The following is a 25757-nucleotide window of genomic DNA, read 5'->3' as shown; positions in this document are numbered from 1 at the left end:
GCATAAGAAGCAACAGCGTCTGCCTGCAACCTTTCCAGCTTGTACTACGTCAATGAAGTTGTTAATGGCCAAGCGGCCTAATTCAACTACAAGGTGGAATTTAACATGAGTATGAGAAAAGGTGCATTTGCAGCCATTACAACTGTAGCCATTTTGTCCTTTTCCGTTGGAGGTCAAATGTCTGCGGCAGACCGCCAATTTAAGGATTTGAATAACGTAAGCGGTAAAGAAAAAATTATATCCCTTAAAGATCAGGGTCTACTCAAAGGTGCCTCTGACACGCAGTTTCTCCCGTCATCTAAAGTCACCGCTGCCCAAGGCATTCAGTTGATCTGCGGCGGACTCCAGCTCAGTTTGGCCGCCATTGATTTGAACAAGGAGCCACAGGTCAGTAGACTGTTTACCCATGTTAAGGATACTGCATGGTACGCTGAAGCTTTTATCAACGCTCATTATAATGGTGTGGTTATTCCAAAGGATATTGATCCTGCCAAAGCTCTGACTAAGGAACAGTTCACCCATATGCTGATTCAGGGCATGGAAAAAGCAGGCGCTCTTCCGATGATTAAAATCGCACCTGCGAATATTGCGGATGACAGCGAACTGGAGCCTTCTTACCAAGGTAGCATTCAACGCTCGCTAGTCTACAAGGTCAATACCTTGGATGCAAATGAAAAGTTTTATCCAAAAAGCGAGATTACACGTGCCGAAGCTGCTGTTATGTTATATAATGCATTGGAATACTTGAATACTCATACAAACTCGTAATAAATACAGCAATAAAGAGCTTTTCTTCAGAGGGAATTAAGCTTTCAGTTACTTGACATCATTATCGTTAATGTTATAATAAGGAAATCGAATTTAGACCTGCGGTAGCTGATTACCGTAAGGATATTTTCCTGGTCCTTCGGCATATAACACAGGTAACGAATAAATAAGCTGGCTCCGGATGAGGAGTTCAGCTTATTTTTTTGGATCAAAAAGCTTACCGTTTTCACTGATTTACATATTGAGAGGAGACAGGAGTATGTTTGGGAATGACTGGGATGATGTACTACGAGAAGAGGTCGAAAAGCCATACTTTAATGATTTAAGGTATACGTTAGCCCGAGAGTACAAGTTACATAAGGTATATCCTCCAAAAGAAGACTTGTTTTCCGCACTCAAATTAACGCCATTTCATCTGACCAAAGCGGTTATATTGGGACAGGATCCATATCATGGAGAGGGACAAGCTCACGGTTTAAGCTTTTCTGTTAGACCTGGTGTGCGAACGCCACCGTCTCTATTAAATATATACAAGGAGCTTCGCGATGATATCGGTACTCCCATTCCGAATCAGGGATACCTCGTTCCTTGGGCTGAGCAAGGTGTGCTGCTGCTGAACAACGTGTTAACCGTGCGTGAAGGACAACCGCAATCTCACCAGGGAATAGGTTGGGAACGTTTCACGGATGCTGTCATTGAAGCGATTAATGAGCGCGAGCAGCCAGCAGTGTTTATTTTGTGGGGGAGCCATGCTCAGAAAAAAGCAAGCTTCGTGAATACCAGCAAGCATTTGGTGCTGAAATCCGTTCATCCGAGTCCATTGGCGGCTCACAGAGGCTTTTTTGGCAGCAAGCCTTTTTCGCGTACCAATGCATTTTTGCAGGAGCATGGAATGGAGCCGATTCGGTGGGAGATTCCTAACCGCTAGCACTGGAGGTGAGGACATGCGTCAATGGAAGGGACGTCAGGTCATTTTATATCACGGCAACAACGATCATACCCAGAAGGTGCGCGGCACGCTTGAAAAATGGGATGATATACGAAAGTGCGTTATTTTAGGCCCGAAAATGCTGGCTATTCCTTTTGAAAATATTACGTATATTACCATGCTACCTCCGGGGCGTGAGCGTAGAAGCCGCCATCCGGCGAAGCTCAACGCTATCGGTTATGTAATGAGTGTTCCGTTGCAGTTTGATAATGCCATTCATTTTCAGTCGGCGGTGACGATTTGGAGAGAAGATCAGCTGATTGCTTATAATGTAAAGCTGGTTAGTCACTCGGCACACAATGTAATCCTTGAAGATGGACAAACCTTATCTAAAGAAGAGCATTTGTTTGTGGTAAGGTCACTGCGTGGAGAACTTTAACTGTAATTATTCACCTTTTTTTGATGAAGGGTTCAATTTAGTAAGCTGCTAACCGATAAAAGTAATGGGATTGTTAATTATATCCTATTTTATAGAGATGAAACTAAGGGAGAGAAACGAATGGAGCGTATGAAACGTATGAGCAAACGGAGTACCTTCTTACTTGCTTTGCTGATGTTTGTATTTGCAGCATGGCCAGCGGGTTTGATCCGGGCTGAGGAGAGCACGACCTCCACGGTACAGTGGGACAGTCAAAATCCGACTACATTGAATCTGGGTGGAAGCCCCGCTCAATTAAAAGTGTGGTCATTGACTGAAAAGGGCAAAGAAGATGTTACCCAAAAGGCAGAATGGATCTCTGGGGATTCAAGCATTTTAAAGGTTGATAAGGGGCTCATTACTCCTGTTTCAAAAGGGCAGATTAAGATTGTTGCCACATATGAGCAGCAAACGGTAAGTACAACGATTACAGTAAAATCGCCTTACAGCAAGCTGCAATTAAATCCGTCTAGTCCCATTAATTTGACGATTGGCGGAGAATCAAAGCAATTGACTGCTCAAGGTGTACTTACTGGAGGTGGGACGGAAAATGTATCCGGTGTCGAATGGACTTCTTCGAATGCGGCTGTTGCTACCGTTGAAGATGGTCTTGTTCGTCCACTTGCCAAAGGCGTGACTTACATTAAGGCAAGCAAAGATGAACTTAAAGCACAAACGATTGTGTATGTGCGTTCTTCTTCTCAGGCGTTAGTATTGAGTGCAACTGGGGCCAAATCGGTCTTTCTGGGTAGCTCCCCAATTCAGGTTAGTGCAACCGATGTTAACCTGACTGGCGGCAAAACAGATGTAACCAACACGGCAGAATGGACTTCCTCCAATCCGCTGGTTGCCACAGTCGAGCAAGGTAAAATCACACCAATGGATGCAGGCAATTCGACGATTACAGCGTCCTATCACGGTTTGAGCAAGACTCTGAAGATTAATGTACTTCCAACGGTTGAAAAACTGGTTTCGAGCAAAGCCAGTCTGACCCTCGAAACAGGAGGCAAAACTTCTCTCCCGAGTATATCTGCTTATTTGGTCAATGGAGCAAAAAAAGCAGTTCAATCCGATGTAAAATGGAGTTTAAGCAGTGAAAGTGCAGTTAAAATAGCAAATGGTAAGCTAGTTGCAGTGAACCCAGGCAGTGCAACATTGACAGCAACGGTAGGTGCGCTCAAACTGGATATTCCAGTGACTGTGCAATACAAAGTGCTCAAGCTGACCGCTTCTGAGAAAAAATATGTATTGGTTGCAGGCCAAGAAGCAAGTATTCCGACAGTAAAAGCACACATGGCTGGTGGCGGAATCCTGGATGTTACCAATCAGGTAAGCTGGGTAGGTACAACAGCCGCAGTTACAGTAGCAAATGGTAAAGTAAAAGCGGTGAATGGCGGTAACTCTGGAATCAAGGCTATGTATATGAACAAATATGTGAAAGTACCTGTCATTGTGGAAGGAGCCATCTCTACATTGACACCAAGCTTTTCGAGTGCTGATATGAATTTGAAAGGAAGTAAGTCCATCAAAGTCATCGGCATATATACGGATGGTAAAAAAGCTACGCTGAGCAGCAAAGTGAAATGGACATCATCGAATGCTTCCGTAGTAATCGTAAAAGGCTCTTCCATTAAAGCCGTTGGAATTGGAAACGCAACGATTACGGGCACATATCAGGATAAGTCGTTTAACGTTGAGATCAAGGTCACACCTAAGCTGCTCAAACTGGTATTAAGCAATAAAAACCTGAAGCTGCCTAAAGGCTCCTCTCAAGTGCTTAGTGTGAATGCAGTTTATGATTCAGGCGCAACTACCAATGTGACGAGCTCAGCGGTATGGACATCTTCCAAACCGTCGATCGTACAGGTTACTGGCGGTCAGGTGAAGGCGATTGATACCGGAAGTTCCAGTATCAAAGTAGTCTATGGTGGTAAGACTGTAGCGACATCGGCCAGAGTGTTAAAATAGTCTACGCATATTGCCACATCCACTTATACAAAATAACCCCCGGTCCAAAGACCGGGGGTTATTTTCAGCTTATTCTACGCCGTCCTGATAATGATTTTTCCAGTGCTTATCGCCTTTGTGTGCGAAGTCTTCAACTGTCTTTTCCAAAGTAGCTACCAGTTGGGCTTTAATCTCAGAAATTGTGTCTCGGAACAGTCTTTCTTCCGTACCATTGATCTTTTCACCATATAGAGCCTGAGCGGCTATAAATTGACGATGTTGCTCCACAAAACTGTCAATCGAATGCAATGCATGCTCCACGTATTGGGAAATGCTATGATGCTCGTTAGGCAGTTGCAATTTTAATTCATGAACTCTGTTTAATAATGCCATGATGATCACCTCGTGCGTTTTGTTATGTCAATAATTATACATCATTTTCGGAAAACTTTCATTAAATTTTGATTAAAATGTGACTTTTATTATGTCATGATTGCATTTTCACTGGTGATCAGGCATAATTTTCGGAATTATTTCATTATTTCCTTTGTGTCATGATTTTAAAATTTAATATATATGATACGAAGATGATATAAGAGCAAGCTGCGACAGCTGTCTTTCTGACATGTTATAATGGGGAAAAAGCCCAGTCGAAAGGTTGTCAGTATGGTATGAAGCTTTTTAAAGGTTTATTTTGGGGGATTCTGATCAGTCTTCTCCTGTGGTGTGCTTTGTTCGGGCTTGTCCACTGGATGTCTCATTAAGTCGCTTCCTGTATCTTATACAATAACTCTTGCGACTGTATCCACATCATTAACGGAAATCGTATATACGTGTTCGTCATCATAGAGCTTGAATTGCTGAGTTTCTTGGTCAGATAGGAGCTTAGGCCAGCCAATTACGGTACTTCCATTCAGTAACCGGATAACAACGGCTTGCATATGGCTCACGGCCAGTTTGATCTCATCGTTCATTCGTACAACCTCCTCTCTATACTATTTGTCGTCGAATATTCAACCTTTTTTTATAGTCAGTAAGGGGTTACAAAAAATAAAATCCGGGGATTAACTTAGTTGAAGGCATCTACTGGAATAGCTTGAAGGGAAGAGGGAAATTGAAGAAAAAATTGCTAAGTTTTATAGCTTTAGTACTGCTAGCTGCGGGCGCGTACTGGTTTGAAGGAGGCAATCTTCTTACGAAAATAACAGGAGAGAACCCGCCTTCCTCGGCGGCTCAGGTAACGCTGCAATTCCCGTCAGGTCGTTACCCTGAAACGGCGCAGCATATTAAGGAAGCCATTCAGGCGGGAAAATCACCAGTATGCACAATTGACCGTGAAGGAGCCGAGCTAAATCGCAAGCATTCGCTTACAGGTGTTCCCACTCGTAAGGGATACGATCGTGATGAATGGCCGATGGCTATGTGTTCAGAAGGAGGCAAAGGTGCAAATGTCAAATACATAGCCCCTAAGGATAATCGTGGGGCAGGATCATGGGTTAGTCATCAATTGGATGAGTATGAGGATGGAACTCGTGTAAAATTCGTTATTAAATAGTTTTTGATTTCGTGTTTTTACCTTTTAGCTCCTTAGATGTTTCCTGTTTGGCCTTAACCAACGCCAGAAAATCAAAAAAATCACCTAGTGTATTGAAGCCGGCACCTAAAATGGCCAAGTCTTCAGCGGATAGTTGGTTAAACCATTCCATTTGCTTAGCATCAAACATATTATCACCGCCAACCATTGATAATGTAGTGTATGTACTGACGGCAACAAAGGTCAGGGCTCAGGCATACCAATTAAGTATGCCTGTTTCTTGTGCAGAGGATGTGTAGAACTCATGTTTAAATTTAATTTTTATACTAAAATCGTCTCCATCGTTATCGTATTGCTTATACCTCTGCTGATCCTGTATGTCTATTCTAATCAGACAACGACAGGTGTACTACGTGAGGAGCTGAATCAATCTAATTATAATCAGCTGACTTTTTTTCAAAACCAGGTGAATACGAATATTGAAATGATTTCCTCCTGGCCGCATCTGCTTATTCATGATCCTGATGTAGCCAGTTTTCAAGCGATTTTTTTGAAGGACAAAGTTCTCAATCTGGATGGAATTAACCTTGTCAAACGGATTCAAACCAAGCTTGGGCTTCAGGAAAGCTCTTTTAATTGGAGAACCGGGCTGAGTATCTATTCTCCTTCACTTGGACGGGTTGTATCGGAGAATGGAGCAGGTTTATATGACCAGAAAAAACTAAATCAGCTGATAAAAGACGGCTGGCAGGTATCCAAAAAAAGATCATACGGGAAAGACCAATTTATATTTTCATTGTATACATTATCCCCGTTTTCTTCACTTGGTAATCCAGAAACCGCTAACACGATTATTAAGGTAGAATTTGACAGTAGTAATATTCAGGATATGCTTGACCGCTTCAAAGGTGATGGTCGAAAAGAGCCTTTTTATTATAAAAAAGGCGTAGGAGCGATCTATAATCGTACTGCCAATGAAGAGCTGTCTGGACAGCTGATTTCAAAATTAGAAAAAATGGGACTCCATGAAGTTGACAATCTGACCGTGAAGATTGGAGAAGAAAGCTACCTGGTTCATGCCGTTCTTTCGCACACGACGGGTTGGTATTTGATTGATTACATGCCTTTGTCTGATATGATGTCTCCGATTTACTCATCGAATCGACTGTTTTATATAACGGTTGTTGGCTCGCTGCTGGTAGGCCTGATTGGCGCTTACTTGCTTCATTCACAGGTACAAGTGCCGATTCTTCAGCTTGTGCGGGCATTTAGGAGACTAAAGGACGGAGACTATGCTGTTCGATTAAGTCTAAGGGGGAGTCACGAGTTTGCTTTCCTGTCTAGTCAATTCAATCAGATGGTCGAACAGATTCAGGAGCTGTTTGAGAAGGTGTATGTTGAGCAGCTACATGTCAAGGAAGCGCGACTAAAGCAGCTCCAGTCACAAATCAATCCGCATTTTTTTTATAATTGTTTTTCGTTTATTACAAGTATGGCAAAGCTGCGCAATCATGAGGCGGTCGTGGCTATGGCTCATAATTTATCCAGGTATTATCGGTATACGACAAGACAGGAGCGGGATTTGGTTCCATTGTCAGAAGAAGTCGAGTTTGTTCAATATTATCTGAGGATACAGCAGATGCGTATGCCAAGGCTAACGTTCTTAGTTCATGTTTCTTCGCAGGCCAGCAGTCTGCCGATTCCGCCGCTTATAGTGCAGCCACTGGTGGAAAATGCGGTGCTGCACGGAATAGAGCCTCAAGCGGAGGAGGGTCTAATTCATATTTTGACTGAGCGTGTTGGCTCGTATATGTACCTGATTGTGGATGATAACGGACTCGGTTTGAGTAGAGAGGCTATAGCTGCCCTGACATCAACGCTTGACAAGCCTGTGGAAGAGGATCATGGATACGGTTTGTGGAATGTGCATCACCGCATGCGATTACATTTTGGGGAAGATGCCGGACTGGAGTTCTCTTTGTCTCCATTGGGAGGATTGCGTGCAGTATTAAAATGGTCGATCTCAACAGAAGGAGAGCATGCGAATGGTTTAATTGAGCCTTCGCCAGATTCGAATATAGTTAAAACGGAGGGACCAGATGGTTCAGATATTACTAGTAGATGATGAGAGTTATGTAACAGAAAGTCTGGCAGCTACCATTCCGTGGGAGACGCTAGGCATCGAGAGGGTTCATCAAGCGGTTTCCGCATTAGCAGCAGTGGATGTGCTGGAAGCGTACGATATTGATATTCTGGTAACAGATATTCGTATGCCTGGTATGACGGGACTGGAGTTGATTGTTGAAGTAAACGAGCGATGGCCGCATATCCGAAGTTTGTTACTGACAGGCTATGCCGATTTTGAATATGCTAAAAAAGCGCTTCAGCTTAAGGCTTTTGATTACATTTTAAAGCCGGTGGATGATGAAGAGTTTATCAAATGTGTGTCAGCCGCCATGGATTCGCTAAAGGAAGAATGGGAAGCATTTGATAAGGTTCACCAATTACAATATAGCCGCAGAAACGATTTTGGTGTACTGCGGACCCATTTGATGCATGATTTGCTACTCGGGCGTGATTTACCAGTACCAAAAATAGAGAGCAAAATGTCCGAGTACGAAATCAAGCTACGTACGGGACATCCTGCCAGTATGCTGCTTATTCAGCTAGGAAAGCATTTTTCTGATATGGACTATCATTCAGTCTCCTTAATTGAGTATGCGATTGGAAATATTGCCGAAGAAGTGTTCGCACCTGATTTTCACGTTTGGCATTGCAAAGCGCCGCATGACTGCTTAATTGTATTAATAGAAGGGAATTGGAATTCATTTCCTGAACGGAGTGTGGATGAGCAGAATCTTTGTTTGCGTGCGGCGATTGAGACCTTTCGAAAAAATGTGAGCAATTACTTGAAAGGGGAAATTTACGTTGCATTAACCGGATGGTTTAAGTTTCCAGAGGAGCTACCTAAGCTATATCAGACAGCGATTAGATCTTTATACTGGAATCATCAGGAGGAAACGGATGCACTGCTATTCATAGAAGAACAGACAGAACAGCCACACAGTTCAGTTAAGTCACTAGAGGGGCTTTATATGCACCCTACGCTTACTCATCTGCTCGAATCCAGGCAATGGGACGAGGCTGAAGCGAAAGTGAGCCGTGTATTTGGAAAAATGGAAGAGGTGGGATATACACGCGAGCATTTATATGAGCTGTTTATTTCGGTGACGAGCGCCTTTATGTATACAGCGCACAAACAAGGACGTTTCATTACACAGATGGATCAAGTAGGCTTCGATCCGTTACATGCGCAGAAAATGGTTCATTCGTTCCCCCACCTCAAAGAGTGGATATTTTCCATGATGAACAAACTTAAATCTGAATGGTCCGCAAGCGAGCAAAGCGCTAAAAGCTATGTGGTCAAGCAGGTTCAGGAGCTCATCTCCCAGGATAAAGGCCAGGAGCTGTCTGTTAAGACGATTGCTGATCAGGTTTATCTTCATCCAGTCTATCTGTCTAAAATTTATAAAGCTGAAACCGGAGAAGGTCTGGGTGACTATATTATCCGAATGAGAATGGAGCGGGCTCTTTATTTGCTCAAATATTCCAACAAAAAAATATACGAAATTACGACGGAACTAGGCTACCAGAATCCCCAATACTTCAGTAAAATGTTCAAAAAGCATTACGGAATGACTCCGCACGAATTTCGAGATCAGTAGAGATGGGACCAGTAAAGACGAAATCAGTAAAGATCAGTTGGGAAAGGTGCAGAAATATTTATTTTGTGACATAGGCTGTGAAGAAAAGCCCTTCTATAATAAAAGAGTAGAAAATGATTTCTAGAGGGGGAACAATATGCGAGTTCATTCGAAGAAAAAGCTGTTGTCGTTGCTCGCCGCAACTATGGTATTAGGAGTTGGCCTTGTGGGCTGCTCAGGTGCGGGAAATGATGGGAGTGCGGACGGCACAGCTAAAACTGAAAACGTATACAAAGAAAAATACAATCCAGAAGTCACAATTTCCACGGTATGGGGTGTAGATCCCGCCTTAAAATTTAAAAATGGTGAATCTATCGAAAATAACATTGCGACCAAATGGGCTAAAGAGAAATTCGGTATTAATATCAAATCACTCTGGTCCGTCACGGATACGAATGGCGCATTTGCTACGAAGCTGCGTTTGGCTATGTCCTCCGGTCAGGAGATGCCGGACGTCGTTGTACTGGGGACGGAAAATGAGCAACTGGCACAGGACATGATCGATTCCGGTATGTTTGCAGAGGCTGGTCCGTTGTTTGACAAGTACGCTTCGGATTCATGGAAGCAGGCGATGAATCAGGATACGAATGTATGGAATCAGTATAGCCGAGATGGTAAGAAAATGGGTATTCCTGTGCTTGATTTCGCCTATAACCATGATTATGTATTGTGGGTACGACAAGATTGGTTGGATAAGCTGGGTATGAAGGCTCCTGAGACGATGGATGATCTGGAAAAAGTGATGGATGCCTTTAAAAATAAAAATCCGGACGGACTGGCTCCGAACAAAGTGGTTCCGCTCAGTATCGGTTTTAAAACATCCATGAACACTTGGATGGGTGACCCGTCCTGGATTTTCGGGGCATATGGCACACTACCTCAGCAGTGGAACAAAGGTACAAATGGCAGTTTGGAATATGGCTCCGTGCAGCCTGGCATGAAGCCGGGTTTGCAAAAGCTGAGCGAGTGGCTCAAAAAGGGATATATTCCTCAGGAAGCAGCATTGTGGGATGAAAATAAAACGGCAGAACCTACAGTCGCAGGAACAGCCGGTATGATTCCTGGACCATATTGGATGAGCGGCTGGCCGCTTCAGGATACAGTCAAAAATGCGCCGGGTGCCATATGGAAGCCGATTAAGATTCCAGCAGGTCCTGACAACAAAGCCATGCGTCACGGTACGCAATACACCAATGGTGTTGTACTAATCAACAAACAAATGCAGCATCCTGAAGCTTTTTTCACTTATCAAAACTATTTGTTTGACCATTATGCTAATGCCAAACCGGATAGCGATTTGTCGAATGGGCTGTTTAAGGGCTACGATTATGATTTGGATGCGGACGGAAAGCTAATGTCTATCGATAAAATACCAGGCGGTTATGTAAACTCTATTCGTTATTTGCTGGTTCGTGATGGTGCGCGTATACCTGATGCCCAAATGAAGGCTTTGCTAAGTTTGGCTAACGGCGCAGAACCGAAGACCCGTCTAGAGAAAGATGTAATGGTGAACTACGGGAAAGGTACTCCTGCAGCTGCCAAAGTGCTTATGGAACAGAAGGATATCTCCATGAAAGATCAGTTCACAGGTCCAACTACGCCAACCATGAAGGCTAAAAAGGACTATCTGGATAAAATTGAAAGTCAGACCTTCAATGAAATTATTTATGGCAAGCAGCCGATCTCTGCTTTTGATACCTTTGTGCAGACGTGGAAAACAGCGGGTGGCGAACAAATTACAAATGAAGTAAACGAATGGTATAAAAGCGTCGAAAAGTAAAAACCAATGATGTTGTAACAGAGTAGGAAGGCTGTCCCGAGGTGGGCAGCCTTTTTACTACAGTTTCACCCGTATCGAGTGGAAATGAATGCGATATCATGGTGTATTTGAAAAAAAGTTTTATTCGTTTGGCGAGCTTAAAAAAATGATTGCTTTTGTGCCATGTATGTTGGTTTTTTGAACTGTCGGGACTGCGAAAACGCTTTTATAATTGAAGTATACCATGAATGAAAGTTACAGGAGGAACTGCAATGAGAAGTCTGCAACGTACGTGGCCATTTCATATCATGCTGCTGCCAGCCATCATTTTCTTAATTGTATTCAGCTACATTCCGATGGGCGGCATCGTGATGGCCTTTCAAAATTACAAGCCTTGGCTAGGCATAACGGGTTCCGAGTGGGTTGGACTGGATAACTTCCGCTTTTTGTTTCAACGGGAGGACAGTCTTCAAGTTGTCTGGAATACACTAATTATTGCTGTGTTAAAGATGTTTTTCAATCTGGTAGTTCCGTTTGTTTTTGCTATACTGCTGAATGAAATTCGCAAGGTCGGACTTCAGCGATCCATTCAGACACTAGTTTATCTACCACACTTTCTGTCGTGGGTCATCTTGGGCGGAATTCTGATTGACCTGTTGGCTACAGATGGATTTATGAACCGTATTCTCGGTAGTTTCGGGATCCAGCCTATCTTTTTTCTGGGAGATAATAACTGGTTTCGGTTTACTGTCATTGTTTCAGATATATGGAAGGAGTTCGGCTACAACACCATCGTATTTCTCGCTGCACTGGCGGGTATTAATCCTTCGTTGTATGAGGCTTCTGAAATGGATGGAGCGAGCCGCTGGAGACAGACGCTACACATCACTGTACCTTCGTTAATTCCGATGGTAGTCGTTGTTGGAACGCTTGCACTTGGCAATGTACTGAATGCCGGTTTTGACCAGATTTTCAACCTTTATAATCCACTGGTTTACCAAAAAGGCGATATTATTGATACATTCGTCTACCGGACAGCGTTAATCAATGGGGAGATGGGCTTTGCCACCGCTATCGGCTTGTTCAAATCCGTTATCAGTATGATTCTCATTCTGATATCTTATCGACTTGCTTACAAATGGGCAGGTTACCGCATATTCTGATTCCACGAGACTGAAAGAGGGAGAGTCATGTATCATAAAACAACGCCATACCGCATTTTCAATGTGTTTAATATTTGCTTACTAGTGATTTTGTCTATCATGTGTATCGTTCCACTGATTCATGTGTTGGCGGTATCATTTAGTGCTAAATCAGCAGCAGATGCAAATCTGGTTGGACTGTGGCCAGTGCAGTTTTCATTAGAAGCCTATAAGAAGACAATGAATAACCCGATTTTTCTGCACTCCATCTGGATTTCTGTCTGTCGGACTGTATTGGGAACCGGCTTGACACTGCTGATTACCTTTTTAGCTGCTTATCCACTTTCAAAGGAAACATCTGTGTTCCGTAGCCGAAACGTATATTCATGGTTGTTCGTGTTCAGCATGATTTTTAACGGTGGTCTGGTTCCATTCTATATGGTTATTCAAAAGATTCATTTAATGGATAGCTTCTGGGTACTTGTTTTGCCAGGAGCGGTCAACACATTTCTGGTCATCCTTATGTTGAACTTTTTTAGAGGAATTCCCAAAGAGATGGAAGAGGCCGCATTGATCGACGGAGCAGGACATTTTCGGACATTGTTTAGTATCTTTTTACCGATATCCATGCCTTCCATTGCGACGATTGCGCTGTTTAGTATGGTATTTCATTGGAACTCCTGGTTTGACGGTCTACTCTATTTGAGCAATGCAAAGGACTATCCGCTCGCGACGTTCCTGCAAACTGTAATTATTCAGAAGGACATGAGTTCCATGAGCATGAGTCCAAAGGAGATGGAATTACTTTCTCAAACGACGGTTAATGCAGCGCAAATTTTCATTGGTGCAGCGCCTATTCTCATTGTATATCCATTTTTACAAAAGTATTTTGTTAAAGGTATGACGCTAGGTTCCGTCAAAGAGTAATAGAAATAATAAGGAGATGATTTACAGTGACGTATCAAAACATAACTAAGTACCCCCCGATTAGTGAGCGAATTCCACGTATGCTGCATGGAGCGGACTATAACCCGGAGCAATGGCAGCATTACCCTGAGGTGTTAGCGGAGGATATTCGTCTAATGAAACTAGCCAAATGTAACGTGATGTCTGTTGGCATTTTCTCATGGGTATCATTGGAGCCTGAGGAAGGTGTATTTACGTTTGAGTGGCTGGATCGTATTCTGGATTCGTTTGCTGAGAACGGAATCTATGCATTTTTGGCTACTCCTAGTGGAGCAAGACCAGCCTGGATGTCACAAAAATATCCTGAGGTGCTGCGTGTGGAGGCTAACCGTGTCCGTAATCTGCACGGATTTCGCCATAATCACTGTGCTACATCGCCTGTTTACCGGGAAAAAGTACGTATCATGAATACGAAGCTAGCCGAGCGTTATGCTAACCATCCGGCTGTTATTGGCTGGCATATTTCCAATGAATTTGGTGGAGATTGCCACTGTGATTATTGTCAGGAGGCATTTCGCGCTTGGGTCCAGGATAAATACGGTACGCTGGACAAGCTAAATCACGCATGGTGGACGACCTTTTGGAGTCATACGATTACGGACTGGAGCCAAGTTGAGTCCCCGGCACCTCACGGTGAAACACAGGTTCATGCCATGAATTTGGACTGGAGACGGTTTGTGACCGATCAGACCGCAGATTTTATCAAGCATGAGATTGTGCCGCTCAAGGCTGCAAATCCAGCAATTCCGGTCACAACCAATTTGATGGAGTTTTTTGAAGGATTGAACTACTGGAAGTTTGCTGATCTGCTCGATGTTATATCCTGGGATAGTTACCCAACATGGCATGATCGTGAGGGAGATGATAGCCGTCAGGCTGCTAAAGTGGCCATGATGCATGATATTATTCGTTCAATCAAGGGAGGTAAGCCTTGGATGCTCATGGAGAGTACACCAAGTTTGACGAACTGGCAAGACGTTAGCAAGCTGAAGCGGCCGGGAATGCATCTGCTCTCGTCTTTACAGGCTGTGGCACACGGGTCAGACACCGTTCAATATTTTCAGTGGCGGAAAAGCCGCGGTTCGAGTGAAAAGCTGCATGGTGCGGTTGTCGATCATGTCGGACATGAGCACACTCGGGTATTCGGGGATGTGACCCATGTCGGTAATGCGCTGGAAAAACTGGAGGAGGTTATCGGTACATCTGTACCGGCGGAGGCCGCAGTCATTTTTGACTGGGAGAACCGTTGGGGAATCAACGATTCACAGGGACCGCGGAACAAAGGTGTAAAATATGAAGAGACAGCTGAAGCGCATTATTTGGCGCTGTGGGAGCAGGGTGTGCCTGTAGATGTCATTCATATGGATGCAGATTTCTCCAAATACAAACTTTTGGTAGCTCCGATGTTATATATGGTCCGCAGCGGTGTGGGGGAGCGTATACAGAAGTTTGTTGAAAACGGTGGTATTTTCGTAGCAACCTATTGGTCTGGTATCGTAGATGAACATGATTTGTGCTTCCTTGGAGGCTTTCCGGGCCCGCTTCGTAAGACGCTGGGGATCTGGTCGGAAGAGATTGACGGATTGCATGATCATGACCGTAATCACATTTTGCCGGTTGAAGGCAATGAGCTGGATCTGCAAGGGGAGTATGAAGCTGTAGAATTGTGTGATCTCATTCATACAGAGGGTGCAGAGGTACTGGCTGTGTACGGTTCAGACTTTTATGCAGGACGCCCAGCTTTGACGGTGAACCGTTTGGGACAAGGAAAGGCTTATTACATCGCATCACGCAACATCGGACTATTCCACAGTCATTTTTACAGAAGTTTAATTGATGATGCAGGAATCAGTAAAGCGCTCAATGTGAAGTTGCCTCATGGAGTGAATACGGCGATTCGTACCGATGGAGTTAATGATTATATTTTCATATTGAATTTCACGCATGAGCCGCAAAAGATTATGTTGGATGGACGAACTTATGCGGATATGCTTGAAAATCATGTGATAGAAGATGGTAGCATTCAATTGGATGCCTACGCTGTTAAGGTTTTAAAGACAGAGCGCAATAAATAGAACATGATATTTTAAGTGTGATCTCTATCGTTTTCCCGAGTGGGAGCTGGTAGATTGGTCAGAGGCAATGAGAAGTATACAATTCGGATGGGAGATGACTTATGAAAACAGGTAACCGCACGATGGTATTTGCGATGTTGATCTTGTTATCCAGCTTATTGTATCCGTTCGGTTCTGTAGGGTTGGGTGCGGCTTCGGCCGCCCCTGCTTTCGCCAAAGGAGCAGATATAAGCTGGGTAGCAGGAATGGAAGCGCAAGGTATGAGTTGGAAGGATAAGAAGGGTGTTCGTCGAGATATACTGCAAATTTTGCGAGATGACTATCAGATCAACGCGGTGCGTATCCGTGTGTGGGTAAACCCTGACATGAAAGATTATGCAAGCGGATACATGAATGCCGAAAAGGCAGCAGAACTGGCGCAACGAGCTAAAAAGTTAGGTATGAGCGTTATGCTGACTCTACATTATAGTGATTCTTGGGCAGATCCAGGGCAACAGAACAAACCTTATGCGTGGCGCAATTTCACATTTACACAACTTATGGATGCAGTCTGGTCCCATACGGTCTATGTTATGAACACGATGAAAAGCAAGGGGGTAACACCGGACTGGGTGCAGATCGGTAATGAGACGAACAATGGAATGCTCTGGGAAGACGGCAAAGCTTCGGTGAACATGAAAAACTATGCGTGGCTCGTCAACACGGGCAATAACGCTGTAAAATCGGTAAGCAGTAGTACTAAAACGATCGTACATTTAGCCAACGGGGATAACAGTTCTGTGTTGAACTGGAATATCGGCGGACTGATTGATAATGGAGCTCAGTTTGATCTCATCGGACTGTCTCTGTATCCCTCTCCTGCGGACTGGCAGGGCAAGGTGGATCAGACGATTACCAATGCCAATAACCTCATTGCCAAATACGGAAAAGGCATTGTCATCAGTGAAATCGGGATGGAATATAATGAACCTGCGGCTTCCAAGGCATTTATATTTGCAATCAAAACGAAGGTTCGGAACATCGGAGGCGGTAAAGGTACAGGGGTATTTTATTGGGAGCCTGCTGCAACTCCAGGTTACAATCAAGGTTATAACAAAGGTGCTTGGCAGGCTGACGGTAAACCAACCTCAGCTTTGGAAGGATTTATAAATTAAGAAGTATGTAAGAGTAGATCAAAGAACCTCTAGTTCGCATTTATCAGACTAGAGGTTCTTTATTGTTATCTAGGGCTCTTGGAAGTTATAGGATTAGGCTTCTCGGTTCACCTTGAAGAACGAAATGAGCTCTTCCAGCTCGCCGGACATCAATGTAAGCTTGTCAGAAGCTTGGACAATAGAAGCCATAGACTCAGCCTGTTCTCCAATAGTATGCTGAATTTGTTTGCTGCTGTCGACTGTTTTGCTAACTGTGGAAGACAGCTCGTCAGAGGTAGCTGACATTTCCTGCGTGCTGGCTGAAATCTGCTCCGTTGCACTGGATACTTCCTGGATTTGTGACGACACTTTATTAGACGCATCTAAAATTTCAGAGAACATTTCGCCTGTCTGCTTCGTAACTTCTAGCCCAATCTGAACTTCTTTTGTACCAAGGCTGATGCCTTTTACAGTCTGTTCAATTTCTTTTTGGATTTCTTCAATAAGCTCTGCAATTTGTTTGGCAGACTCTTGAGACTGTTCAGCCAAATTACGCACTTCTCCCGCTACGACTGCAAAACCTTTGCCTTCTTCACCGACTCTGGCAGCTTCAATAGAAGCGTTCAGTGCAAGCAGATTCGTTTGACTGGCAATGCCTGTAATGATGCTGACGATATTGCTGATTTCGTTAGAACGGTTCTGCAGCGCATTAACGGAATCAGCTGTACTTTCCATTGTAGTGGAGATAGAGTCCATTTGAGCGGAAAGCTTTTGGGCTACCTGATTGCCTTCAACGGAGCGTTTTTCCATAGAATAAGCTTGATCGGCTACGGAAGAGGAGCTCTCCGCAATGGTTTGGATAACCGTCGACATTTCATTCATAGCTCTGGAGCTTTCAAGTGCTGCGTGATCCTGAGCTTCAAGCCCTTGGGTTATTTCCTGAATATTGCTGTTAATGACGTTCGTATTCGTACTGTTTTTCTCGCTAATGCTTAACAATTCCTGGGCAGATCCCGTAACTTCTTGCGTGGTATCCTGTACTTTCACCATTGTATCGTTAAGGTGTTTGATCATTGAATTAAATTTTTGATTGATAATGCCAAGGTCGTCCTCGCCTGTCTTGATTTTTACATTCAGATTTCCCTCGCTGACTTCTTCAATGCCCTTCATCAGGCTACGAATCGGGGAGAGGGTGCGTTTTACCAGTAAATATTGAATCGTTAAGAAGATGGCAAGAAACAGAATGAGCAGTGAAACACCGTATACAAGCAATTTATGAAGGCCGGTAGGTACAGAGCTCGCATCTACGTCAAAGTAAATCGCACTTGTGACTTTCCCGCTAGCATCTGTAATCGGGTAAACAATAGTAGTCCATGTGCCATATTCGTCCGTGTAAAAGCTGCTTAATGCTGATTCATTAGATTGAAGCATTTTATTTACGGCTTGTGCATTTTCGTCAGGAAGAGTGTACATGTCCCCAATGTTCATCTTTAAGTCTTGGAAAGCTTGGACTAAATTTGTGGGAACGCCAATAATGGAGGTCTGATTTCCTTCTGTTAGCTCTGTGCCGAATATGTAAGCTTGGGCAACGTTAGGATAAAGTGTGTGAATAGAATCGAGAAATTTGCGTAAATCTTGTTGCACAGAGCCGTTATAATCTTTTTCATTCAATGCTTGTTGTACTTTTGTTTTATCAACATCTTCTGCCCATTTTTTAGTCAATACCTTAACTTGGTCTTGCAGCTGCGTGGTGAGAATGTTCTTTTGAAGTATATAGCTGGATGTGATGAGAATAGCTCCTATTAATACGATGTTAAGAAAAGAGATTAATAGATTTTTACCAAAAAAGGACATAGTTCTCCACTTCAAGTTTTTCACGTTTTCTTCTCCTTTGAATTAGCGATTTAGTTTCATATACAACCTATCCCATATATATTTCGACAATTTGCTTTCTAATTGTTAGGTATTTATTAAAAGGGAGAGTAGAAGGTTATACAAAAAGAACGGCGGCCCCCGAGTGAATGAAACGATGGGGCCGCCGCTTGTCGGCAAACTGGATTTATGTTGTTTTTCCAACTCAATTCTTACTAAATCACTTTATTGTTCAGACAATATTTAAAAAATAAGATAAATGAGGACAAACGGGTTTGCTTTACACCTATAAATACCTGGATTGCATTGAGGGTTCTTAACTTTTCTGTCCCTTATAAAAGAAGTGAAATGAGCAAGGGTAGTGAAATGAGCGATAAGACTGAGCTAATAACAAATGCAGATGCAGCTTCCGTTTCCAGTGTTTCATAACGGGTAGCAATCATAGCGGCCACAGCCGAGCCGGGAAAAGCGACAAGCAGTACGGCTTTGCTTACATCTTCATGGGATAGTCCTATCAGAACAGCAATACCGAGCATAACAATAGGCATTACGATGGCTTTCAGCATAGCAATGCTAAGTGCTTTTGGACTGAACGTAATCTTCTTGATACCAATGGTTACCCCGATGGCAAATAGGGCTGTACCGGCAGTAACATTGCCGATTTGATCAAACATGGATTGTAAAAGTTTCGGAGCGTGGAATCCACATAGAGTCAATATGACACCAAACAAAGGTACACAGGCAAGTGGCTCGCTGAGTCCATGAAGGACTGATTTCATAGTGACTTTAAATAAGTTGCCTTTAGTGCCGTCGGATTCTGTTGTTTTGCGCTGGCCGACCGTTCCCAAAATACTTGCAAGCGGATCAAGAATGGCATTAACGACGATCCCGGTAATCGCAATCGGGATGGCGACTGTCGCACTTCCGAACAAGCTGCCCAGAACCGGAATTCCCATGAATGCAAAAGAAGGCTGTGTTGAATTCAATGCGAACATGGAGGATTCAGTCAGGCCTTTTTTGGCAATTAAGCGATAAACAATGAGCAATACAATATAAAAGCCGATTACACCAAGTAGCAAAGCCACAAGAAAGGGCCACTTTTGAATCAACGTCTCTCTTGGTGTCGTCGTAATCCCAATAAACAAATGTGCGGGTAGAGCAAACTTCGTCACGAGTGTATTTAATCCCTTAGAAGAAGCGGGGTTAAAAGCTTTAAACAATCCTGCGAAATAACCAATTAAAATGACAAAGAAAATAGGAATTAAGATAATAAAAATATGACCTGTAGCCATGATGTCGCCTCCAATGAAGATGTCCGCCAAAAATGGCGGACATCAGTTAAATAATCACTTTGCGTATGCAAGTATAAATTTGATGTTGTTCGCTATTTTTTAAACCAGGACCGCTGCCTGACCATATTGTTTGATGGGTTTATATTTACAGTCCCACATCGCATCTCGAACTGCTTGTGCGATATCGTCCGGTTGATGACGCGCTACTCCATCCTGAACTGCTGCCTTGGCCACAGCCACGGCTACCGCTTCAGATACTTCGCGTAATTCATTGATTTTTGGCAGCAGGGAAGCACCAGGCTGCGACAAATCCACCATTTGAGCTACTGCATGGGCAGCTGCAGCAAACATGCTATCTGTTATGATTTTGGATTTTACCACGATTGCGCCAAGACCAAGACCCGGGAACACGAAAGCATTGTTGGATTGCCCAATTTCAAACTTAATATTGTTATAGATCACCGGCTCAAAAGGACTTCCTGTGGCAATCAGGGCTTTTCCTTCGGTCCAGTGGATCAAATCTTGCGGAGTTGCTTCTGCAAGTGGAGTCGGGTTGGACATAGGCATAATTATAGGACGTTCTGTATGTTTGGCCATTTCTTTAACGATTTCCTCACTAAATGCCCCACTAACACCGGAAGTACCAATCATAATCGTCGGTTTCACGCGGCGAATGACTTCAAGCAGAGGGATTTTTCCATCTTCAGCATGTTCCCAGTCACGGCATTCTGCAGCATCACGCGCATAAGGAACCTGAAATGGAAAAAGTCCTTCTGTTTCGTTGGTAAGCAGGCCACGGTAATCATAAGCCCAGAAGTTACGTCTTGCTTCTGCTTCTGACAGTCCTTCCAGCATCATGGCGGCGCTAATTTGGTCTGCATTGCCGATTCCGGCAGCTCCTGGACCAAAGACTAGAACCCGATGCTTGCTCAGTGGGATTCCGGACAATTGAACACCGGACATCACACCTGCGAGTGTAACCGCTCCAGTACCTTGAATGTCGTCATTAAAAGTCAAAATACTATTTCCGTATTTATTGATAATGTTCCGTGCATTGACATTGCCCAAATCTTCCCAGTGCAGCAGAGCATTCGGGAAAAAGGAAAGTGCAGCTTGAACATAAGTGTCAATAAATTGATCATATTGTTCTCCACGTACACGTTTGTGACGATTCCCCATATATAAAGGATCTTCCAATAGCTTCTCGTTGTTTGTACCTGCATCAAGAACAACTGCCAGCACCCGGCTAGGATCTATACCAGCAGCAGCTGTATACACAGCAAGCTTACCAATAGAGATATTAATACCTCCGACTCCCCAGTCCCCGATTCCCAAAATACTCTCGGAATCTGTGGCTACGATCAGGTCGATATCATCAGGGTCCAGGTTCAAATTCTTAAAAGCCTCTCCAATACCCGCCAGATTATCAATAGATAAATACATACCACCAGGCTTGTGATATTCATGACTGTATTCCTGTATAGCCTGGCCTACTGTTGGTGTATAAACAATCGGGAGCATTTCGCTTAGGTGCTCAGAGAGCAAACGATAATAAAGGACCGTATTGCGATTAAAAAGATCATTTAACGCAACATTTTTACGCAAATTATCCGGTTGGCTCTGAAATTGCTCGTAAACCCGTTGAACCTGTTCCTCAATAGTTAATATCGTAGGAGGAAGGAGACCGTCAAGTCCAAGTTGTTTCCGTTCTTCCAAGGTAAAAGCCACTCCTTTATTCAGCAGTGGGTTGGCAAGTAGATCTTTTCCGGTTAATTTGGTTTCGATAGATCCGTCTTCCGTAAAATGAAAAGCACGCATTTTTAATTCCTTCTTTCTAGAAAATTACATTTAGTTCATCCTTGAACAATTCGTGGACAAGTATACGCCTTATTTTAAACCAAGTGAACAAGTATGTTGTGTGAAAAATGGTTATATAAGTGTTTACATAAGAGAAATTATGAAAATGAAAGCGATTTTCAATGTTTTTTAAATGAAAATTTCATTTAATTTTCATAATATTTTCGGAAAATATTGATCTAATGTGATGTTTATCATAGTTTTTATAGGTGTGATTCGATTGAGTATGCATGAAAAATAGCTTAACTTCATTTTATATAAACGAAGTTAAGCCATTTTTTGGGCTATAGGGATGTTTGAGGGACAATTCAATGCTTCGCAGCTTTATATTTTTCGCAGCTTTATATTTGATGAATATCAGGCATTTAATTCTCCAATGCGATTGACGGCTTCATCAGTAACTGTAGCAGAGCGTCGCATCCAGCTGTTACGCCATTTCAATTGCATTATGATGACGAGGGTAAAGGCACAGAACGTAAGTAGGCTCAGACAGATGAAGCCCGGCATATAGGAACCCGTTGATTTGTACAGATGACCCAGTATAAGAGGGAGAAAGTACCCGCCTATGCCACCAGCAGCGCCGACGATGCCGGTCATGAGCCCGATTTCGTTGCCGAAGCGCTGCGGCACGAGCTGGAATACAGAGCCGTTGCCAGCGCCAAGGCACATCATGCCTACGAACAGCAGCACAACTACCACGGTAAGTGGCGGTAACAACGCAATGCCGGCGAGCATAATCCCGGCCCCCGCATACAAGTACATTAGCATGCGTGAACCACCAATCCGATCGGATAAAAAACCACCTACAGGACGAAAAAAGCTTCCGGCAATCACACAAACGGTTGCAAAATCGGCGGCATGTACCGCGGAGAGGCCATACTGGGTATTGAAGAAAATAGTCAAATAATTAGATAGGCCAACGAATCCGCCAAACGTCACGCAATAAAAGGCACAGAATACCCAGGCATCCCTCTGTTTGAGCACCGAAGCATATTGCGACAGATTTTTTGGTGCCGGGCGGTGAGGGCTGTTGCGGGCAAAAATACTGAACAGAATGAAGACGATTAAGATGGGGAGGATGGCCAATCCGAAAACGGCTTCCCAACTGCCAAAATGTTGAGCAATGCGGTTGGCGAACAAAGTCGCAAGGACGGTACCACTATTACCGGCTCCGGCAATTCCCATAGCCAAGCCTTGATGCTCTTTGGGGTACCATTGACCGGCTAACGGCAGCGCAGCTGCAAATGAAGCTCCAGCTACGCCCAGGAGTAGGGCAACAACGTATAATTGCTCCAGCGAATCAACCCACAGCCAGCCGAGCAAAAGCGGGATGATCGTGACAAGCATACCAATCTGTCCTGTGAGCTTGGGACCGATATAATCCGACATGAATCCGAGCACGAGCCGCAGCAGGGAACCACCGAGTATGGGTAGAGCGACAAGATTGGCTTTTTGTACAGGGTCCATTGGATAATCATTGGCAATTACAACGGCCAACGGTCCGATCATCCCCCATATCATAAAACTGATATCAAAATACAGAAAGGAACCAAATAAGGTGGGCTTGTGTCCGCTTTTCCAGAAACTTTTTTTGTTCATTCTCCATCTCTCCTGTTCTAATTGTTGTTCTTTGTCTGCAAAATGTAATTTGAACATGAAAAGCCGCAAATCGCCCCTACATGGTATCTAGGAAACGGTTTGCGGCTTCATTGCCGTGGTTGACACACTTCATTGTGAGTCGACTTGGTATGATCACGTTGGAGTGATTTTAATTCAAATTATAAAAAAGGATCTATTGTATGTCAATATACATAACACAAATGCGAGAAAAAAATTAAATAAAAGGTGAAAATATAGTTTTCATGTATTGAATGTTGACATGACATTCACAATTCAGTAATCTTAGATACATATCGGCACAACGATGTGCCGACTTTTACGGCAACGGTGCCCTTTTCCATTGAATGGAGAAGGGCTTTTTCTGTCTTATTTTATTCGGAGAATGGGGCTGGTTTAACATGATGAAAAAACTGGTCGTCGTCGGCAATGGTATGGCAGGCATCAAATGTGTGGAGGAAATACTCAATTTGGAGCCAGAGCGGTTCCAAATCACGATATTTGGTGCAGAGCCCCGTCCCGGGTACAACCGAGTGCTCCTGTCCAAAATGCTTCAGGAGGAGAGCTCATTTAAACATATCGTTACCCATGACTGGGACTGGTATGAAGAGAACGGGGTAAAGCTGTACGCGGGTGAACGCGTCTGTCGTATTGATGTTGCAGCCGGGATGGTGGAAACGGAATCCGGCATGAAAGAACCTTATGACATGCTCATATTGGCAACGGGCTCATTGCCTTTCATGCCGCCCATTCCTGGAGTGCGAAAACAGGGAGTAATTGCTTTTCGTGATGTGAATGATTGTGAAACCATGGCTAGATATGCCAAAACATACCGCAGGGCCACGGTTATCGGAGGGGGGCTGTTAGGACTTGAAGCTGCTCAAGGCCTGCTGAATCTAGGGATGGAAACTGAGGTTGTTCATAATGCGCAGTATCTTATGAACCGTCAGCTTGACCGGACGGCAGCTGTGCTTCTGCAGCGAAAGTTGGAGGAACAGGGCATGAGGTTTCATTTGGCGAAGGAAACGGTCAACATCATAGGCCGAAACAGGGCACAAGGCTTGATGTTTGCGGACGGGAACAGGCTGGACACGGATTTGGTTGTGCTGGCGGTTGGTATCCGACCGAATATCGAATTAGCTCAGGATAGCGGTCTGACTGTAAACCGCGCCATTGTCGTGGATGATTATATGCGCACGAGTATTCCTGGTATTTATGCCGTCGGCGAATGTGCTGAGCACCGCGGGATTTCATACGGACTGGTGGCGCCGCTATATGAGCAGGGCAAAGTGCTGGCAAAAGTTATTTGTGGTCGTGAAACGGCTCCCTATGAAGGGACGGTTCCGTATGCGCAGCTCAAGGTAGCGGGGATCCATGTGTTTTCCGCAGGAGACATTCGCGATGAGGGAAACGAGACAGCAGTTATGGAATATAACGGGATGCTGGAGGTTTATAAAAAAGTGATGATGCACGGCGGTGCTGTTACTGGCGCCATTTTGTACGGAGATACGGCGGAAAGTACCTCGTTGCTCGGAATGGTACGGCGCGGGGCGTCCGCTACAGAGCTTACATCCCGGGATAACAGCCGGAGCAAAGCAGAGGATGCGGCAGCCGCACTGCCGGAAGAAGAAACGGTATGTGCGTGCAACGGCGTGAGTAAGGGGGCTATTTTGCGAGCGATTGCCACGGATAGGCTGAAGACGGTGGAAGAGGTGAAGAGCCGGACCAAAGCGTCCGGTTCCTGTGGGGGCTGTCGGCCGCTGGTGGCTGCACTGGTCAAAAATAGTTTGTCCCGATCCACAGATTCCGGACCTGTAGTTACTCCAACCGCCCAAGAAATTGTCCCTGTGTGTGGATGTACGCATTACGATCATGATTCGCTTAAAACAGCTATGGTGGACGCAATCTGTCAGACTCCAGGTGAAGTAGTATCCCGTCTCGGTTGGACTAGACAGCAGGGGTGTGAATTGTGTCGTCCGGCTGTACTTTATTACTTGGAATCTCTCGGGTTGCGCGACAGATCTGCGACAAATCCATTAGGGGCTGGCGTTGCGGTTCAGGTCACACCGCAGTACGGAGGAGAGGCGCCCTCTGCGGGTCTGCGCTTTACGAACCTAAATGCCGAGGATCGGTCTTTTGTTGAGGCGGATCTGATGGATCAGGCATTTGTAGAAGTAGCCTGGCTAAGAGAGCGGTTGGCAACTTTATGGGCAAGTCTCGCATTGCCAGCGTTAGTTACAGTTGCTATTTGTCCTGGATCGGCATATCCCGGAGGTGTACTTGTCCACGATATTGGAATATCTCGTTCTCCAGCAGGCTGGGAGGTCTATGCGGGTGGCCATGCAGAGCATCCGGTTCGCCAGGGGCAGCTGCTTGGATTGGAGGAAGACCCGACAGAAGCGGTTCTGCTGACTGCAACTTGCTTGCAAATATACCGACATAGTGCCCGGTATGGGGAAAAAATGTGGGAGTGGATGGAAAGGACTGGTGTTCTGGCATTACGGGAAAGTGTGCTTGACGCTGCTCTTCGAAGTGGTCTAGCGGGTAGTCTGCGGACCACAATGCTGACAGGATGACGGGTTGAGTTGGAGTTATGGCGAATTATCTATCGTGCAGACGATAAAA

General features: G+C 44.4%; 20 protein-coding genes. 13 read left to right on the top strand and 7 right to left on the bottom strand.

Annotated elements, in window-relative coordinates:
- Positions 1-105 precede the first annotated feature (105 nt).
- The 4 genes from MKY98_RS16320 to MKY98_RS16305 all read left to right on the top strand — a co-directional run bounded on the left by MKY98_RS16320 (position 106) and on the right by MKY98_RS16305 (position 4142).
- The gene (locus MKY98_RS16320; RefSeq protein WP_069010551.1) at positions 106-768 is read left to right on the top strand and encodes an S-layer homology domain-containing protein; all 663 of its coding nucleotides are present in this window, start codon (positions 106-108) and stop codon (positions 766-768) included.
- A 259-nt stretch (positions 769-1027) separates the two neighbouring features.
- A complete protein-coding gene (locus MKY98_RS16315) occupies positions 1028-1696 on the top strand; it encodes a uracil-DNA glycosylase (protein WP_069010552.1) in 669 nt (222 codons plus the stop codon).
- A 16-nt stretch (positions 1697-1712) separates the two neighbouring features.
- Positions 1713-2135 carry a hypothetical protein gene (locus MKY98_RS16310; protein WP_061828460.1) on the top strand — a complete coding sequence of 141 codons (423 nt, stop codon included), beginning with the start codon at positions 1713-1715 and terminating at the stop codon, positions 2133-2135.
- Positions 2136-2255: 120 nt separating this feature from the next.
- Entirely contained in the window at positions 2256-4142 is a 1887-nt protein-coding gene (locus MKY98_RS16305) for an Ig-like domain-containing protein (protein WP_069010553.1), read from the top strand.
- Between the two features lie 69 nt (positions 4143-4211).
- On the opposite strand, the gene MKY98_RS16300 is transcribed toward MKY98_RS16305, so the two are convergent.
- Positions 4212-4514: a hypothetical protein gene (locus MKY98_RS16300; protein ID WP_013310964.1), complete on the bottom strand. Its 303-nt coding sequence runs from the start codon at positions 4512-4514 to the stop codon at positions 4212-4214.
- A gap of 386 nt (positions 4515-4900) precedes the next feature.
- Complete coding sequence (locus tag MKY98_RS16295; RefSeq protein WP_069010554.1) at positions 4901-5095, bottom strand: hypothetical protein; 195 nt, start codon at positions 5093-5095, stop codon at positions 4901-4903.
- 140 nt (positions 5096-5235) lie between these two features.
- Between MKY98_RS16295 and MKY98_RS16290 the strand changes: the two genes are divergently transcribed.
- Positions 5236-5676 carry a NucA/NucB deoxyribonuclease domain-containing protein gene (locus MKY98_RS16290; RefSeq protein WP_069010555.1) on the top strand — a complete coding sequence of 147 codons (441 nt, stop codon included), beginning with the start codon at positions 5236-5238 and terminating at the stop codon, positions 5674-5676.
- Here the strand turns inward: MKY98_RS16290 and MKY98_RS16285 are convergent.
- On the bottom strand, positions 5669-5845 hold the full coding sequence (locus tag MKY98_RS16285; protein WP_176715684.1) for a hypothetical protein: 177 nt from the start codon (positions 5843-5845) through the stop codon (positions 5669-5671). The genes MKY98_RS16290 and MKY98_RS16285 overlap by 8 nt on opposite strands.
- A 114-nt stretch (positions 5846-5959) precedes the next feature.
- Here MKY98_RS16285 and MKY98_RS16280 point away from each other — a divergent pair, with 114 nt between their 5' ends.
- The 7 genes from MKY98_RS16280 to MKY98_RS16250 all read left to right on the top strand — a co-directional run bounded on the left by MKY98_RS16280 (position 5960) and on the right by MKY98_RS16250 (position 16515).
- Complete coding sequence (locus MKY98_RS16280) at positions 5960-7780, top strand: sensor histidine kinase (protein ID WP_069010556.1); 1821 nt, start codon at positions 5960-5962, stop codon at positions 7778-7780.
- Complete coding sequence (locus MKY98_RS16275; protein WP_069010557.1) at positions 7755-9380, top strand: response regulator transcription factor; 1626 nt, start codon at positions 7755-7757, stop codon at positions 9378-9380. The genes MKY98_RS16280 and MKY98_RS16275 overlap by 26 nt, the downstream gene beginning before the upstream one ends.
- 136 nt (positions 9381-9516) lie before the next feature.
- Positions 9517-11199 (top strand): extracellular solute-binding protein, encoded by a 1683-nt coding sequence (locus MKY98_RS16270; RefSeq protein WP_069010558.1) that lies wholly within the window; start codon positions 9517-9519, stop codon positions 11197-11199.
- A 251-nt stretch (positions 11200-11450) separates the two neighbouring features.
- On the top strand, positions 11451-12341 hold the full coding sequence (locus MKY98_RS16265; RefSeq protein WP_029517681.1) for an ABC transporter permease: 891 nt from the start codon (positions 11451-11453) through the stop codon (positions 12339-12341).
- Between the two features lie 27 nt (positions 12342-12368).
- Positions 12369-13247: a carbohydrate ABC transporter permease gene (locus MKY98_RS16260; RefSeq protein ID WP_069010559.1), complete on the top strand. Its 879-nt coding sequence runs from the start codon at positions 12369-12371 to the stop codon at positions 13245-13247.
- A gap of 26 nt (positions 13248-13273) precedes the next feature.
- Positions 13274-15361, top strand: coding sequence for a beta-galactosidase (locus MKY98_RS16255; protein ID WP_069010560.1), 2088 nt, complete (start codon positions 13274-13276; stop codon positions 15359-15361).
- 101 nt (positions 15362-15462) lie between these two features.
- On the top strand, positions 15463-16515 hold the full coding sequence (locus tag MKY98_RS16250) for a glycoside hydrolase family 53 protein (protein WP_069010561.1): 1053 nt from the start codon (positions 15463-15465) through the stop codon (positions 16513-16515).
- A 93-nt stretch (positions 16516-16608) separates the two neighbouring features.
- Here the strand turns inward: MKY98_RS16250 and MKY98_RS16245 are convergent, their stop codons facing one another.
- From MKY98_RS16245 to MKY98_RS16230, 4 genes are all read right to left on the bottom strand, one after another.
- On the bottom strand, positions 16609-18372 hold the full coding sequence (locus MKY98_RS16245; protein WP_069010562.1) for a methyl-accepting chemotaxis protein: 1764 nt from the start codon (positions 18370-18372) through the stop codon (positions 16609-16611).
- Between the two features lie 326 nt (positions 18373-18698).
- A complete protein-coding gene (locus MKY98_RS16240; RefSeq protein WP_069010563.1) occupies positions 18699-19658 on the bottom strand; it encodes an AEC family transporter in 960 nt (319 codons plus the stop codon).
- A 99-nt stretch (positions 19659-19757) separates the two neighbouring features.
- Positions 19758-21476 carry an NAD-dependent malic enzyme gene (locus MKY98_RS16235; protein ID WP_069010564.1) on the bottom strand — a complete coding sequence of 573 codons (1719 nt, stop codon included), beginning with the start codon at positions 21474-21476 and terminating at the stop codon, positions 19758-19760.
- A 396-nt stretch (positions 21477-21872) separates the two neighbouring features.
- Positions 21873-23114, bottom strand: a complete 1242-nt coding sequence (locus tag MKY98_RS16230) for a nitrate/nitrite transporter (RefSeq protein ID WP_069010565.1) — start codon at positions 23112-23114, stop codon at positions 21873-21875.
- A 419-nt stretch (positions 23115-23533) separates the two neighbouring features.
- On the opposite strand from MKY98_RS16230, the gene nirB reads away from it, so the two are divergent.
- Entirely contained in the window at positions 23534-25708 is a 2175-nt protein-coding gene (gene nirB, locus MKY98_RS16225; protein WP_069010566.1) for a nitrite reductase large subunit NirB, read from the top strand.
- Positions 25709-25757 lie beyond the last annotated feature (49 nt).

Origin of the sequence: Paenibacillus sp. FSL M8-0228, assembly GCF_038007385.1 — a bacterium.
GTDB classification, from domain to species: domain Bacteria; phylum Bacillota; class Bacilli; order Paenibacillales; family Paenibacillaceae; genus Paenibacillus; species Paenibacillus polymyxa_D.
Note: the sequence above shows the minus strand (reverse complement) of the source record. Positions and strands in the feature narration are given on the sequence as shown.

Coding starts and splice junctions, on each gene's coding strand:
- MKY98_RS16235 (WP_069010564.1), bottom strand. CDS start 21,476: ATGCGTGCTTTTCATTTTACGGAAGACGGATCTATCGAAACCAAATTA.
- MKY98_RS16275 (WP_069010557.1), top strand. CDS start 7,755: ATGGTTCAGATATTACTAGTAGATGATGAGAGTTATGTAACAGAAAGT.
- nirB (WP_069010566.1), top strand. CDS start 23,534: ATGATGAAAAAACTGGTCGTCGTCGGCAATGGTATGGCAGGCATCAAA.
- MKY98_RS16260 (WP_069010559.1), top strand. CDS start 12,369: ATGTATCATAAAACAACGCCATACCGCATTTTCAATGTGTTTAATATT.
- MKY98_RS16315 (WP_069010552.1), top strand. CDS start 1,028: ATGTTTGGGAATGACTGGGATGATGTACTACGAGAAGAGGTCGAAAAG.
- MKY98_RS16285 (WP_176715684.1), bottom strand. CDS start 5,845: ATGTTTGATGCTAAGCAAATGGAATGGTTTAACCAACTATCCGCTGAA.
- MKY98_RS16240 (WP_069010563.1), bottom strand. CDS start 19,658: ATGGCTACAGGTCATATTTTTATTATCTTAATTCCTATTTTCTTTGTC.
- MKY98_RS16295 (WP_069010554.1), bottom strand. CDS start 5,095: ATGAACGATGAGATCAAACTGGCCGTGAGCCATATGCAAGCCGTTGTT.
- MKY98_RS16320 (WP_069010551.1), top strand. CDS start 106: ATGAGTATGAGAAAAGGTGCATTTGCAGCCATTACAACTGTAGCCATT.
- MKY98_RS16280 (WP_069010556.1), top strand. CDS start 5,960: ATGTTTAAATTTAATTTTTATACTAAAATCGTCTCCATCGTTATCGTA.
- MKY98_RS16250 (WP_069010561.1), top strand. CDS start 15,463: ATGAAAACAGGTAACCGCACGATGGTATTTGCGATGTTGATCTTGTTA.
- MKY98_RS16265 (WP_029517681.1), top strand. CDS start 11,451: ATGAGAAGTCTGCAACGTACGTGGCCATTTCATATCATGCTGCTGCCA.
- MKY98_RS16300 (WP_013310964.1), bottom strand. CDS start 4,514: ATGGCATTATTAAACAGAGTTCATGAATTAAAATTGCAACTGCCTAAC.
- MKY98_RS16310 (WP_061828460.1), top strand. CDS start 1,713: ATGCGTCAATGGAAGGGACGTCAGGTCATTTTATATCACGGCAACAAC.
- MKY98_RS16270 (WP_069010558.1), top strand. CDS start 9,517: ATGCGAGTTCATTCGAAGAAAAAGCTGTTGTCGTTGCTCGCCGCAACT.
- MKY98_RS16230 (WP_069010565.1), bottom strand. CDS start 23,114: ATGAACAAAAAAAGTTTCTGGAAAAGCGGACACAAGCCCACCTTATTT.
- MKY98_RS16305 (WP_069010553.1), top strand. CDS start 2,256: ATGGAGCGTATGAAACGTATGAGCAAACGGAGTACCTTCTTACTTGCT.